The organism is Bacillus sp. CIS52 (assembly GCF_053545315.1).
Genome location: NZ_JBIUFR010000001.1, coordinates 810,015 through 824,174, shown reverse-complemented (window position 1 = coordinate 824,174; position 14,160 = coordinate 810,015). Strand labels below are relative to the sequence as shown.

The window sequence follows — 14,160 nt, the reverse complement described above, 5'->3', positions numbered from 1 at the left end:
AAAATTCATGTTTTTAATTAATTATTCATCAAGAGGTGGGCTTTAGATGAAAGGCTATTTAGTATTGGAAGATGGAACATCATTTGGCGGTGATCTTGAAAAAGAAGCATGCTGCGTTGGCGAAGCGGTTTTTTTCACCGGAATGACGGGTTATCAGGAAGTGCTTACGGACCCGTCATATAAGGGCCAGATCATTGTTTTTACGTATCCGCTGATCGGAAACTACGGAATTAATGAAAAAGACCTTGAGAGTAAGATTCCTCAAGTCAAGGCCGTTGTCGTGTATGAAGCGTGTGAACATTTTTCTCACCATGAAGCAGTCTCAAGTTTGAGAGAGTTTTTAAATAAATGGAACATCCCGCTTTTAACCGAAGTGGACACACGGGCCGTCGTCAAAACCATCCGCTCCGGCGGCACGATGAATGCTGCCGTGTCAACAACAGGAGAAGTTCCGGAGGCATCCGGAACAGAAAACCCGGCTGAGCTGGCGCAGGCCGAAGAGATCACCTCTATGGGAGACGGAGACAGGCATATTGCGCTGATTGATTTCGGCTATAAAAAATCAATCGCTTCGTCGCTTGTAAAGCGCGGCTGTAAAGTAACGGTCGTTCCGTATCACCAGATGAACGCCGTTTATGATATTCGGCCTGACGGAATCGTGCTTTCAAACGGACCTGGGGACCCGAAAGCGATTGCTCCGTACATGGACCGGATTAAGGCTTTACTGAATGCTTTCCCCGCACTCGGCATTTGTCTCGGACATCAGCTGATTGCCCTCGCTTTCGGAGGGAATACGTATAAACTGCCGTTCGGGCACAGGGGAGCCAACCATCCCGTTATTGACCGGAAAACGAAACGGGTGTTTATGACAAGCCAGAACCACAGCTACGTCGTCGATGAAGCATCAATTGACCAAAATGAGCTGTCGATCAGATTCCATCATGTCAATGACACATCAGTGGAAGGGCTCATTCACAACCGCCTTCCCGTAATAAGCGTACAGTTCCACCCTGAAGCTCATCCCGGACCGGCTGAGAGCGAGTGGATATTTGATGAATTTCTAGAGAAAGTGATACCAGCAAGGAGAGAAATCGCTCATGCCTAAAGATACAACCATTTCCAGCATATTAGTCATCGGCTCAGGCCCGATCATCATCGGCCAGGCGGCTGAATTTGATTATTCAGGAACGCAGGGATGCATGGCTCTGAAAGAAGAAGGATACCGTGTTATTCTCGTCAACAACAATCCGGCAACAATTATGACGGATGAGGCGTTTGCTGATGAAATTTATTTTGAACCGCTCACGACCGAAAGCATCGAAGCCATCATTGAAAAAGAAAAACCGGACGGCCTCCTTGCCAATTTGGGTGGCCAGACGGCGTTGAATTTAGCTGTTAAGCTTGAAGAAGCAGGCGTGCTGAAGAAGCATAATGTCAAGCTTTTAGGAACATCAGTGGAGACCATTCAAAAAGGCGAAGACCGGGAGCGGTTCCGGGCCCTGATGAAGGAGCTCGACCAGCCCGTTCCGGAAAGCGAAATCGTCGACAACGAAGAAGATGCCCTCCGCTTCGCAGAGTCTATCGGATTTCCGGTTATTCTGAGACCGGCGTATACGTTAGGCGGAAAGGGAGGCGGAATCGCGAAAACGAAAGAAGCATTTCAAACGCTGATTAAACAGGCGCTGTTGGCAAGCCCGATCAGCCAATGCCTCGTCGAAAAAAGCATCGCCGGTTTTAAAGAAATCGAATATGAGGTCATGCGTGACAGAAATCATACATGCATCACCGTCTGCAACATGGAAAACATTGATCCCGTCGGCGTGCATACAGGAGACTCGATCGTAGTCGCGCCGTCCCAGACGTTAACGGATGAAGAATATCAGATGCTCCGTTCTGCAAGTTTGGCGATTATTTCAGCGCTTGATGTGGTCGGCGGCTGCAACATTCAATTTGCGCTGGACCCGTTCAGCAAACAGTACTATGTCATTGAAGTGAACCCGCGTGTCAGCCGCTCTTCAGCTCTCGCATCAAAAGCGACCGGCTATCCGATTGCCAAAATGGCGGCGAAACTTGCCGTCGGCTATACGCTTGATGAACTGAAAAATCCGCTGACGGGCTCTACTTATGCAAGCTTTGAACCGGCGCTGGATTATGTCATCGTCAAGTTCCCGCGCTGGCCGTTTGATAAATTTAAACATGCCGACCGCACACTCGGAACGAAGATGAAAGCGACGGGAGAGGTCATGGCGATCGAAAGAAACATGGAAGCAGCCATTCAAAAAGCGGCCGCCTCCCTTGAGCTGAAAACGATCGGCACCCGCCTTCCTGAACTCGGCGGCTTTACGGTCAATCAGCTGTGGGACTTAGCGGTAACACCGGATGACCGGAGATTCTTCGTCGTCATGGAACTGTTAAGCCGCGGTGTAACGATAGAAGACATTCATTCTAAAACGAAAATTGACCCGTTTTTCCTTCATGTATTCCAAAACATCATCACATTGGAAAACAAGCTGATGGAAGAAGGAGATCATCTGTCTGTCCCGCTTTTAAAGCAGGCGAAGGTAAAAGGCTTCACGGACGTCATGATCGCGTCTCTTACGGGAAAAACGGAAGAAGACATCCGCGCTCTCAGAAAGAAAGCAGATATCGTCCCGTCGTTTAAAATCGTAGATACATGCGCCGCTGAATTTGATGCCAAGACCAATTATTTCTACTCCACCTATCTCGGAGAAAGCGATGGAGATATCAGCCGAAAAGAGAAAAAACGGGCGCTCATTATAGGATCAGGCCCGATCCGTATCGGTCAGGGAGTGGAATTTGACTACAGCGCAGTCCACGGCGTCCTGACCCTGCAAAAGCTGGGCTATGAAACGATTATGATCAATAACAATCCGGAAACGGTAAGCACCGATTACGAAATTGCCGACAGGCTCTATTTTGAACCGCTGACATCAGAGCATATTTTAAACGTGGCGGAACATGAAAACATTGATTTTGCCATCGTCCAGTTTGGGGGACAGACCGCTATCAATGCCGCTGAATCACTGGAAAAAGCGGGCGTTCAGCTGCTCGGAACATCCTTTAGAACCCTGGATGCGCTGGAGGATCGGGATCTGTTTTATCGGCTGCTTGATGAGCTTGATCTGAAACATGCCAAAGGGGAAACGGCTTATACGAAAGAAGAAGCCGCGGAAAAAGCAAGCCGCATCGGGTATCCCGTGCTGATCCGTCCGTCTTATGTCATCGGGGGGATGGGCATGATCATCGTGGATTCAGAAGCGCAACTGTCAGACCTGCTGGAAAAAGAAGCGGGCATGCCGTATCCGATTTTGATCGACCAGTACATTACAGGAAAAGAATTGGAGATCGATCTGATTTCCGACGGACATGAAGTATTCGTTCCGACTTACACAGAACACATTGAACGGGCCGGCGTCCATTCGGGCGACAGTTTTGCGATTCTGCCGGGTCCGTCCGTCACACTTGATATGCAGCGGGATATAAAAAAGGCTGCCGAAAAAATTGCGGTAAAACTGGGTTTCAAAGGCATTATGAACATTCAGTTTGTCATTGATGACAAAGGGGATATTCTCGTTCTTGAAGTGAATCCGCGGGCAAGCCGCACGGTTCCTGTCGTATCAAAGGTGATGGGAGTGCCGATGATCCCGCTTGCCGCCAGACTGCTGGCCGGCGCTTCCCTTAAAGACCTCAAGCCCGAGGTTCAAAATCAGCATGGAACGGCTGTGAAATTCCCGGTATTTTCTTCTCATGCCATTCAGGATGTTGATGTAAAGCCGGGGCCGGAAATGAAGTCGACAGGAGAAGGGATGTGTGTCGCGTTTGACGCAGAAAGCGCCCTGAAAAAAATCTACGCGCATGTCTGGGAGAAAAAAGGAAGCGTCTATCTGGAAGGCGGAGATGAGGAACTGGCACGGCAGGCTCAAGCTGCGGGATTCACCGTGTGCAAAGACTCTTTTCAGGCCTGGGCGGATCGGAAGGATAAAGCGGTCCATATTAATTTCAATCATTCTGAAGAAGCGCGCAAACAGCGGATTGAAGCCATGACGCACGGCGTGACGGTCTTTACTGAACCGGAAACCGCAAAGGCATTTTTAGCAAGCGGCTCCGGCAAACCTCAGCCTGTATCACTTAAAGATCTTTATCAAAAGGATGTGGCATCATGCACATAGTAAAAGCGGAACATACATTAACCCATTTGTACGGCAAAGATTTTCTTTCCTTGAAGGATTTCAGCCCTTCTGACATTAACGGGCTTCTGACAGAAGCTTCATTATTAAAACAGCATCCGATACAGCCGATTTTTCAAGGAAAAACATTGGCGATGATTTTTGAAAAATCTTCAACCCGCACGCGTGTATCATTTGAAGCGGGAATGGCTCAGCTCGGAGGAACAGGACTATTCCTTTCAAGCAGCGACCTGCAGCTTGGACGGGGAGAGACGGTCGCGGATACGGCGAAGGTGCTGTCCGGATTCGTTGATGCCATTATGATCCGCACCTTTGAGCATGAAAAAGTCGAGGAACTTGCCGAACATGCACACATTCCCGTCATAAACGGGCTGACCGACCGGTACCACCCGTGTCAGGCACTCGCGGATCTGTTAACGATACAAGAAATAAAAGGAGAGCTGAAAGGTGTAAAAGTCGCCTATATCGGTGACGGAAATAATGTGGCGCATTCACTTATGATCGGCTGCGCAAAAATGGGCTGTGACATTGCGATTGCTTCGCCGAAAGGCTATGAAGTAGAGGAAGAGGCGGTAAATGCCGCAAAAGAAGCTGCGGCTGTTTCCGGAGCGGAGATCATCCTTACCGAAAATCCGCGGGAAGCGGTGCGGGATGCAGACGTGATTTACTCCGACGTCTTTACGAGCATGGGACAGGAAGAAGAGATGCAGCAGCGGCTGAACGTGTTTGCCCCGTACCAAGTCAACGCCTCACTCGTCAGTCTCGCCAAACCTGACTATACCTTTTTGCACTGTCTGCCCGCGCATCGGGAGGAAGAGGTCACGTCCGAGATAATTGACGGCCCGAACTCTGCGGTATTCCAGCAGGCGGAAAACCGGCTTCACGCGCAAAAAGCGCTCTTGAAAGCTCTTCTTTACAAACAGGATGAACAAAAAAACCGCTGAGCCTCATTCAGCGGTTTTTTAATATTTTCCCGCATACAAGCGCATACTACATGAAAAAGAAAAAGGAGGAAATGACGTGGGACAGCAGCATCAATTCCGACCGGGACAAAAAGCGCCGAATAACGGTGTGTACGTTGAAATCGGCGAAACGGGAAGTATGGTCAAAAATCCGCAAAAAATCAAGCTTACAGCGGGAGAAATGTTTCCTGAGACTTCAAATCACAACAGATTATGGACATATCAACGAAAACCGTGAACACAAAAAAACCTGCTGAATAGCAGGTTTTTTTAATTAATGCTGGCTTGCATCCTGTTTGACAGGCATGACTTCCGCAAGAACAAACACAAGCACCGCGATAACCACGGCGATAACGGATGATTGCTTGAAGTTGTATGCCGCGCTGTTCATGGAGGCGATCAAATAACAGGCCATATGTGTTAAAAGGAACGTCCAAATAAAACCGATAACTAACCGCACGTTTCCACCTCGTCCTTCATTTTATTCTACGTTGTATCATACCATACATAAGGCGCGGGCGGAAGGTCAATTTCGCATCAAAAAGCCCCGCCCTAAAACTGACTTTTTCCCGCCTGTCCGGCCGTCTGACAGAAAATACGGTCACCGCACCGGTATAATAGCCAAAACATAGAAGCAACTAGGGGTTTAACTGATCCGTTTTCATTCTTCTTACATATGATAGCCAATAGAGAGACTAGGAGTAAAAGGAGGCGGAAAGGCATGGGGATAACGGAAAGATTTTTCCAACTCGGATCTGAGCTGAACGTCATCCATCTGCCGTATCGGCCGAACGGCTTCTGTATCTTTATTCTTGGGGACAGAACTCACTTTGTCAGCGGGGATTCAAGCTTTTGGCTCGAACATGAAGGGAGAAACCAGCTGTTAAATACGCTGCGTGACAGAGGTTATACAATCTTCAACAGCAATTTATACGGCAGGCACTGGGGATCGGAAAAAGCCGCCGCTTACGCCAGGCAGCTGATTCATTATGTGCTGAAACAAGAAACCCTCAACCCGAAGATACACTTGCTTGCAGAAGGCATGGGCGCTCTCATCGCCGATCAACTGCTGCAATCTTCGCCGGAGCATATCCGTTCAGCAGCAATGTTAGATCCTTGTCTTGACCTTCAAGCCCATTTTGAATCAGAGAAAGAAAATAAGTTTTTTTATAAGCAGTTTCTGAGAGAAACGGCTCAAAGCTTCGGTGTTTCTGAAAAAGAGGCAAGCTCGCTGACCTATCAGACCATCACCGGCTGCCGCACCAGCGTGCCGGTACATATATGGCAAAGAACGACCGGAGCGCCGTATCCGTATACCCTGCATGCGAACGCATATAAAGAAGCCCGAGAAAAGACCGGATGCAAGACTGATATCACGTACCACATGCTTGAGAATCCGGCGCGGATGTACAGAGCCATCTGCCGCTTTTTCCGCAGTCATGAAAAAGACCTGTAGTGAATAGTATACAACAGCCATCTCTTTTCAGAGGGCTGTTTGGCTTGTGCGTGAATGAAAAACCGGAAAGGCGGCATATATGATGAAGACAGCGCTGATCATTGGAGCAGATGAATTTCTCGGCCTTTCATTATGCGAACGGATGATGGATGAAGGTGTGCATGTTGATGTCATTTTGGATGAGCCGGAGGACAAAACGAGGCAGCTGTATTTAGAAGAACGTTTAATGTGGCTCGGGAGAAACGGGCTTTTTCAAATCATAGATGAAATCGGTGATAAGGAATACGATCGAATCTGCGTTCAATACGGGAGCGGATGTCTGCCTGAAGACAGAACGGAGCCTTTATATTGGATTGTTTACAACGAGGATCACGGAGACTGGGAAAAAAACGGCCAGCGGGACACGGTTAAAACGATTATTCTTCCGCCGCTTTACGGACCGTGGACGGAAGCGAAAGAAGATGGCGAAAGCAGGGTCTTTTTAGAAGACGCAGTCTGCGGTCTGATGAATAAGCTTCAGGCGGACGGCACAGAGGACGAAAATCAGGTTATTACCCTGGAAATAATAGAAAAAACGCAAAAAACAGAAGCGGAAGAAAAAATTCAAGAGTGGAAAAGACAGTTTTCATCAATATTCGACAATTTTTAAGAAATACCTTCCATGTTATGTGCATTACCGCTACAATAAATGTATATCAATTATACATGTTATGAGTAAAAAAGGGGTTGAACACGGCTTGATCACCAGGCTTGTCATGGTCTTTTCTGTCCTCCTTTTATTGAGCGGATGCGCACAAGCTCCGTTTAAAGGGAAAATTGAGAAGGTCGGAATGCTTTTTCCCGATACCATCAGTGACCTGGTATGGGGCACAAAAGGTTACAAAGGTTTATTAGCGATACAATCTGAATTTAACGTTGACGTTTATTATAAAGAAAATATCAGATCTGATGAAGATATTTTAAAAGCGATAGATGATTTGCATAAAAAAGGAGTCAATCTTTTATACGGGCACGGAAATGAATACGAGGAAATCTTCAATATGATCAGTAAGGATTATCCCGACATGGAATTCGTCGTCGCAAACGGAACGGCGAAAAACGATAATGTCACAAGCGTTCATCTTATGGGAGAAGCGATGGGCTTTTTTGGGGGAATGACGGCCGCCCATATGTCAAAAACGAATGAGGTCGGCGTCATCGCCTCGTTTTTATGGCAGCCTGAGGTAGACGGCTTTATTAAAGGAGCAAAATATGAAAAGCCCGATATCACCGTCAATACTGAATTTACGGACCATTGGGATAACGGCAATGAAGCACTGCATCTTTATAAGAAGTTAAAAGCAGAAGGCACGGATGTTGTATATCCGGCCGGAGACGGGTATAATGTTCCTGTCATTCAGCAAATTAAAAAAGACGGGCTTTACGCCATCGGCTATGTCGCCGAGCAATCGAACCTGGGCAAAAACACGGTGCTGACAAGCACCGTGCAAAATGTAGACAAAGCCTATACAATAATCGCCGAGCAATATAATAACGGCACGCTCAAGAGCGGAGATCACGACTTCGATTTCAGGGAAGGAGTCGTTGAAATGGGGACGTTCAGCCCTCTGGTGGACAAAGCATTTCAAGACAAAATCTCAGACCTTGTAAAAACGTATAACCGAACAAATGAACTGCCGTCAAATGAATAGAGGTGGATACACATGCAGCATGAAAAGTCTCTTGAATTTATGCAGATCGCAATGAAATACCTGCCGGAAGCAAAGGCGGAGCTTGAGAAATCCGGCATTGATCTGTCTATGGAAATGATTCAGCCGTTTATGGATCTATTTACATCGGTCATGGCGGAAGCGTATGAGCTTGGCAGATCTGATGCCGGAGAGCTGAATAAATAAAGAGAGCCACTTTTTCATGAAGTGGCTTTTCACATGATTTTTTTCTTTATAGCGGATACCATCGATCCAAGCCCAAGGTCTTTAAATACTGGCTTTAATTGATCCAGGGAGTTCATGATGGAACCGAGCTGATTCATGACGTGATTGTAATCGATCTCCTGCTCTTCGTTTTCTTTCTGAGGCTGCTCCGGGTTTTCTTCCGGTTCTTTATCCCGGTCCCCGGAATTGCCGAACATCATTTTAGTGAAAATATCCATAATAAAGCCTCCTTTCATCTTCCTTTTATACTATGAAGATCAGGAGCCGATAGTTTAGACGAATATATTGCCAACAGAAAAAAAATAGGGTAGAATTAGTACCTGATACTAATAATTGATCATAACTAATTAGTTTTAAATTCATTATAAAAAGGAGTATTTCCTATGAAAGCTGGAATTCTTGGTGTCGGCCGTTACATCCCGGAAAAAGTGCTGACAAATCATGATCTTGAACAAATGGTAGATACATCGGACGAGTGGATTCGTACGAGAACAGGTATAGAAGAAAGAAGAATCGCCGCTGAAGATATGTATTCATCCGGCATGGCCGCTGAGGCTGCGCAAAAAGCGCTTGATCAGGCGGGCATTTCCGCTGAGGAGCTTGATATGATCCTCGTGGCGACGGTCACTCCCGACCAGTCTTTCCCTACCGTATCCTGTATGATACAAGAAAAGCTCGGGGCCAAAAAAGCGTGCGCGATGGATATCAGCGCCGCATGTGCGGGTTTTATGTATGGTATCGTAACCGCCAAACAATTCATTGAATCGCAAACATACAAACATGTCCTTGTGGTCGGAGTCGAAAAGCTTTCAAGCATTACTGACTGGGAAGACCGCAATACGGCTGTTCTGTTCGGGGACGGGGCCGGAGCGGCTGTCATCGGACCGGTCAGCGACGACAGAGGCATACTGTCATTTGAGCTCGGAGCAGACGGTACAGGCGGTCAGCACTTGTACTTAGATGAAAAAGGGCATACAATCATGCATGGAAGAGAAGTATTCAAATTCGCCGTCCGGCAAATGGGAGAATCAAGTGTAAATGTCATTGAAAAAGCCGGTCTTTCCAAAGAGGACGTAGACTTTTTGATTCCCCATCAAGCAAACATCCGCATTATGGAAGCGGCACGGGAACGTTTGGAGCTTCCGGTTGAAAAGATGTCTAAAACAGTCCATAAATATGGAAACACATCCGCAGCATCCATTCCGATTTCATTAGTAGAGGAACTGGAAGCAGGTAAAATTAAAGACGGCGATGTCATCGTCATGGTCGGTTTCGGCGGAGGATTGACATGGGGCGCCATAGCGGTGCGCTGGGGACGATAGAAAAAAGGTGAGGTGCACACATGATGAGTAAAAAAAGAGTAGTCGTTACAGGACTTGGAGCCTTGTCTCCGCTTGGCAACGACGCCGAAACAAGCTGGAAAAATGCAATTAGCGGCGTATCCGGAGTCGGACCGATCACACGTGTGGAATCGGATGAGTATCCGGCGAAAGTAGCTGCTGAACTGAAAGATTTCAATATTGAAAACTACATGGATAAAAAAGAAGCGAGAAAAATGGACCGCTTCACGCAATATGCTGTCGTAGCCGCGAAAATGGCTGTTGAAGATGCCGGTCTGAACATCACAGAAGAGATCGCGCCAAGAGTCGGCGTTTGGGTCGGTTCCGGAATCGGCGGCCTTGAAACGCTTGAATCCCAATTCGAAATCTTCCTGACAAAAGGGCCGAGACGGGTCAGCCCGTTCTTTGTTCCGATGATGATTCCGGATATGGCGACAGGCCAAATCTCAATCGCTCTCGGAGCAAAAGGAGTTAACTCCTGTACGGTGACGGCATGTGCGACGGGGACAAACTCTATCGGTGACGCGTTTAAAGTCATTCAGCGCGGCGATGCCGATGCGATGATTACGGGCGGAACGGAAGCGCCGCTGACAAGAATGTCATTTGCGGGCTTCAGCGCAAACAAAGCCCTTTCTACAAATCCTGATCCGAAAACGGCAAGCCGCCCGTTTGATAAAAACCGTGACGGCTTTGTCATGGGAGAAGGCGCGGGGATCGTCGTACTTGAAGAGCTTGAGCACGCGCTTGCCCGCGGTGCGAAAATCTACGGAGAAATTGTCGGTTACGGCTCAACGGGTGATGCTTACCACATTACCGCGCCTGCCCAAGACGGGGAAGGCGGTGCGAGAGCGATGCAAGAAGCAATCAAAGATGCGGGCATCAAGCCTGAAGAAATTGATTATATTAACGCTCACGGCACAAGCACGTACTACAATGACAAATACGAGACAAAAGCCATTAAGACCGTTTTCGGCGATCATGCGTACAAGCTTGCCATCAGCTCAACAAAATCAATGACGGGCCATTTGTTAGGCGCTGCCGGAGGAATTGAAGCCATCTTCTCCGTCATGGCGATTAAAGACAGCGTTATCCCGCCGACGATTAACATCGAAACACCTGATGAAGAGTGTGATTTAGATTATGTACCGGACAAAGCGCGCGAGCAGGATGTTAACATCGTTCTCAGCAACTCGCTCGGATTCGGCGGACATAATGCCACTTTGATCTTTAAAAAATATCAATAATACAGTTTTTTGACCGGCTGCCTGAAAAAGGCGGCCGGTTTTTTTTGTGCGTGCATATGATAACAACAAGAGGAGGCGAACCGGTATGAGCGTCAAGCAGACATATAAATGGATGGAAAAGGCGGCATCCATGAATGATTTGGCCCCGCACCTTTTGCCGCTTTTTTCAGGGGCCGAAAAGAAAGAGTGGAAGCCGATACTCGGGATGCTGCAAAACCACGGAATGTTCCGCCATCTGAAGGACGGCGTTAGGACCAGTAAACGGCTGAAAGAAAGAGGAAGCTACAGCCATATCCAAAAGGAGGAAGCTTATTTAAAGGAGAAGTGGAACGGGCCGGACGTGCCGATCGTTGTTTTGCCCGTTGATGAACGAAACCGAAAAATCCGTCTGGAATTCGGGTCAAAATCCGGTCTTGCTTTCCGGGACAAAATGTTTCTCTTCTTATCGTCGGATAGTTCCAATTCAGCTGTTTCCGCCCTTATGACACATGAATATAATCACGTCTGCCGGTTAGAACATGTGACAAAGGACGAAAAAGATGAGACATTACTTGATACAATCATGATGGAGGGGCTGGCAGAATATGCTGTATATGAGCGATTCGGCTCAAGTCTTACGGCGGAATGGACGTCCTACTACACGCCTGAGCAGCTTGATTTTCTGTTTGAAAAAAGAGTCAAGCCGAACCTTCGATTAACGAGAGACAGCAGAATGTTTTCACAGCTCTTATACGGAAAAGGATACTTCCCCTCAATGCTTGGTTATGCCGTCGGATTCAATATTGTAAAAAAATATTTAACCGATCATCAAAAAACAGTAAAAGAAGCATTGGCCATCCCTTCAAAAACCTTTCTGGAAGCAACGCTTTAAAAGATTAAAAGAATGGTAATTATTTAAGGATATTACATTTATCCTAAAAAATTCTTGCTTTTGTAATAATGATGTAATAATATACAACTATAAAATTTTTGACTATTCTATATTTTGTGATAGCGAAACGTATGTTTCCCTCTGCTGCAGCGGAATGAGAAAGGGGCGTATCATGAGCACACTATTAGAAGTGAATAATTTAAAGACCTATTTTTTCAGAAAGAAACAGCCGATTCCCGCAGTCGACGGGGTGGATTTTCACATTAACAAGGGCGAAACCGTCGCCCTTGTAGGAGAATCCGGCTCGGGCAAAAGCATCACCTCGCTTTCTATTATGGGACTTGTCCAAGGCTCGGGCGGGAAAATTGTGGACGGCTCGATTAAGCTGGAAGGCAGGGACCTGGCCTCCTTCACCGAAAACGAATATTGCAAAATCCGCGGAAATGACGTCTCTATGATCTTTCAGGAACCTATGACTTCTCTAAACCCGGTGCTGACCATCGGCGAACAAATTACCGAAGTGCTTGAATACCATAAAAAAATGAGTAAAAAAGAAGCCGCGAATAAAGCCGTTGAGCTTCTCAAGCTCGTCGGATTCTCAAGAGCGGAACAAGTAATGAAAGAATATCCGCACCGCCTTTCCGGGGGGATGAGACAGAGGGTGATGATCGCCATTGCGCTCAGCTGCAACCCGAAGCTCCTGATAGCCGATGAACCGACGACAGCGCTTGATGTGACGATACAAGCCCAAGTATTGGAGCTGATGAAAGACCTCTGCAAAAAATTCGATACTTCCATTCTGCTGATCACTCACGATTTAGGCGTCGTTTCCGAAGCCGCCGACAGGGTGATCGTGATGTACTGCGGACAAGTCGTTGAGAGCGCGAGCGTGGAAGACTTATTTTTAAACCCCCTTCATCCGTACACGGAAGGGCTGTTAAACTCCATACCAGTGATAGACGGAGAGATTGATACATTAAAAGCGATCAAAGGCAGTGTCCCGACACCGGATCATCTTCCGGAAGGCTGCCGATTCGCTCCGAGGTGTGCAAAGGCGATGGACAAATGCAAAACGGGGCAGCCTGAGCTGATAACACATGAAAGCGGCCGTTCTGTAAGGTGTTTTTTATATGAGGAAGAGGGTGCCCAATCAAAATGACAGCTGTGAGCCAAGAAACGATATTAGAGCTGAAAGACGTAAAAAAATATTTCCCGATCCGTTCCGGTTTTTTTCAAAGAAAAGTCGGAGACATAAAGGCTGTCGACGGTGTTTCTTTTTCACTGAAGCGCGGCGAGACGCTCGGCATCGTCGGTGAATCAGGATGCGGCAAATCAACGGCGGGAAGGACGATGATCCGTTTATACAAACCGACAGACGGCCGGATTCTTTTTAAGGGCCAGGATATTTCCGGCTTATCAGAAGAAAAGCTGAGAAAAAGCGTCCGCAAAAACATCCAGATGGTATTCCAAGATCCTTTCGCATCCCTTAACCCGAGGAAAACGCTGCGTTCCATTATTAAAGAGCCGTTCCAGACTCACCATATGTACAGCATTCGCGAGCGTAACGAGAGAGTAGAGGAGCTGCTGGCGAAAGTCGGTCTCCATCCGAGCTTTGCGAACCGCTATCCGCATGAATTTTCCGGAGGGCAGCGTCAGCGGATCGGGATTGCGCGGGCTTTAACATTGAATCCCGAGCTGATTATTGCGGATGAACCCGTATCCGCGCTTGATGTCTCCATTCAGGCTCAGGTCATCAATCTGATGGAAGAACTGCAGGAAGAATTCAACCTGACCTATTTGTTTATATCCCATGATTTAAGTGTTGTCCGCCATATCAGTGACAGAGTCGGCGTTATGTATCTGGGAAAAATGATGGAGCTGACCGATAAACATGAGCTGTACGACAATCCGCTTCACCCCTATACGCAAGCGCTGTTATCTTCAGTGCCCGTCACGAGAAAAAAAGACGCCGTCAAGCGGGAACGAATCATCCTGAAAGGAGAACTGCCGAGCCCGGCAAACCCGCCGAAAGGCTGCGTGTTCCACACGCGGTGCCCGATGGCCAAACCGATCTGTAAGGAACAAATCCCGGCATTTGAAGAAGCCGCTCCCGGCCATTACGTCGCCTGCCATTTATACACCTGA

General features: G+C 47.5%; 15 protein-coding genes. 13 read left to right on the top strand and 2 right to left on the bottom strand.

The genetic code is table 11. The features are described from left to right. Window positions 1–46 precede the first annotated feature (46 nt). The 4 genes from ACH32G_RS03705 to ACH32G_RS03690 all read left to right on the top strand — a co-directional run bounded on the left by ACH32G_RS03705 (window position 47) and on the right by ACH32G_RS03690 (window position 5,408). A complete protein-coding gene (locus ACH32G_RS03705) occupies window positions 47–1,105 on the top strand; it encodes a carbamoyl phosphate synthase small subunit (RefSeq protein ID WP_415272634.1) in 1,059 nt (352 codons plus the stop codon). Next, window positions 1,098–4,190 carry a carbamoyl phosphate synthase large subunit gene (locus ACH32G_RS03700; protein ID WP_448814000.1) on the top strand — a complete coding sequence of 1,031 codons (3,093 nt, stop codon included), beginning with the start codon at window positions 1,098–1,100 and terminating at the stop codon, window positions 4,188–4,190. Before ACH32G_RS03705 ends, ACH32G_RS03700 begins: the two co-directional genes overlap by 8 nt. Beyond that, window positions 4,181–5,152 (top strand): ornithine carbamoyltransferase, encoded by a 972-nt coding sequence (gene argF / locus ACH32G_RS03695; RefSeq protein WP_415305101.1) that lies wholly within the window; start codon window positions 4,181–4,183, stop codon window positions 5,150–5,152. The genes ACH32G_RS03700 and argF overlap by 10 nt, the downstream gene beginning before the upstream one ends. A gap of 76 nt (window positions 5,153–5,228) precedes the next feature. Continuing rightward, window positions 5,229–5,408: a YjzC family protein gene (locus ACH32G_RS03690; RefSeq protein WP_016938252.1), complete on the top strand. Its 180-nt coding sequence runs from the start codon at window positions 5,229–5,231 to the stop codon at window positions 5,406–5,408. A gap of 36 nt (window positions 5,409–5,444) precedes the next feature. Here the strand turns inward: ACH32G_RS03690 and ACH32G_RS03685 are convergent, their stop codons facing one another. Further along, window positions 5,445–5,630 carry a YjzD family protein gene (locus ACH32G_RS03685; RefSeq protein ID WP_016938251.1) on the bottom strand — a complete coding sequence of 62 codons (186 nt, stop codon included), beginning with the start codon at window positions 5,628–5,630 and terminating at the stop codon, window positions 5,445–5,447. Window positions 5,631–5,891: 261 nt separating this feature from the next. Here ACH32G_RS03685 and ACH32G_RS03680 point away from each other — a divergent pair, with 261 nt between their 5' ends. The 4 genes from ACH32G_RS03680 (at window position 5,892) to ACH32G_RS03665 (ending at window position 8,521) form a co-directional block, all read left to right on the top strand. Continuing rightward, window positions 5,892–6,626, top strand: coding sequence for a hypothetical protein (locus tag ACH32G_RS03680; RefSeq protein WP_342007578.1), 735 nt, complete (start codon window positions 5,892–5,894; stop codon window positions 6,624–6,626). Between the two features lie 82 nt (window positions 6,627–6,708). Beyond that, window positions 6,709–7,275 (top strand): hypothetical protein, encoded by a 567-nt coding sequence (locus tag ACH32G_RS03675; RefSeq protein WP_415305102.1) that lies wholly within the window; start codon window positions 6,709–6,711, stop codon window positions 7,273–7,275. 88 nt (window positions 7,276–7,363) lie between these two features. After that, the gene (locus ACH32G_RS03670) at window positions 7,364–8,317 is read left to right on the top strand and encodes a BMP family ABC transporter substrate-binding protein (protein ID WP_045925324.1); all 954 of its coding nucleotides are present in this window, start codon (window positions 7,364–7,366) and stop codon (window positions 8,315–8,317) included. A 12-nt stretch (window positions 8,318–8,329) separates the two neighbouring features. After that, on the top strand, window positions 8,330–8,521 hold the full coding sequence (locus ACH32G_RS03665; protein WP_003155061.1) for a ComZ family protein: 192 nt from the start codon (window positions 8,330–8,332) through the stop codon (window positions 8,519–8,521). 29 nt (window positions 8,522–8,550) lie between these two features. Here ACH32G_RS03665 and ACH32G_RS03660 read toward each other — a convergent pair whose 3' ends face one another. After that, window positions 8,551–8,778 carry a hypothetical protein gene (locus ACH32G_RS03660; protein WP_016938247.1) on the bottom strand — a complete coding sequence of 76 codons (228 nt, stop codon included), beginning with the start codon at window positions 8,776–8,778 and terminating at the stop codon, window positions 8,551–8,553. A gap of 165 nt (window positions 8,779–8,943) precedes the next feature. On the opposite strand from ACH32G_RS03660, the gene ACH32G_RS03655 reads away from it, so the two are divergent. The 5 genes from ACH32G_RS03655 (at window position 8,944) to ACH32G_RS03635 (ending at window position 14,160) form a co-directional block, all read left to right on the top strand. Then, window positions 8,944–9,882, top strand: a complete 939-nt coding sequence (locus ACH32G_RS03655) for a beta-ketoacyl-ACP synthase III (RefSeq protein WP_016938246.1) — start codon at window positions 8,944–8,946, stop codon at window positions 9,880–9,882. A gap of 23 nt (window positions 9,883–9,905) precedes the next feature. Further along, entirely contained in the window at window positions 9,906–11,144 is a 1,239-nt protein-coding gene (fabF, locus tag ACH32G_RS03650) for a beta-ketoacyl-ACP synthase II (protein ID WP_029575326.1), read from the top strand. 85 nt (window positions 11,145–11,229) lie between these two features. After that, window positions 11,230–12,015, top strand: a complete 786-nt coding sequence (locus ACH32G_RS03645) for a DUF2268 domain-containing protein (RefSeq protein ID WP_016938244.1) — start codon at window positions 11,230–11,232, stop codon at window positions 12,013–12,015. A 172-nt stretch (window positions 12,016–12,187) separates the two neighbouring features. Continuing rightward, the gene (locus tag ACH32G_RS03640; RefSeq protein WP_016938243.1) at window positions 12,188–13,174 is read left to right on the top strand and encodes an ABC transporter ATP-binding protein; all 987 of its coding nucleotides are present in this window, start codon (window positions 12,188–12,190) and stop codon (window positions 13,172–13,174) included. Further along, window positions 13,171–14,160, top strand: a complete 990-nt coding sequence (locus ACH32G_RS03635; RefSeq protein WP_016938242.1) for an ABC transporter ATP-binding protein — start codon at window positions 13,171–13,173, stop codon at window positions 14,158–14,160. Before ACH32G_RS03640 ends, ACH32G_RS03635 begins: the two co-directional genes overlap by 4 nt.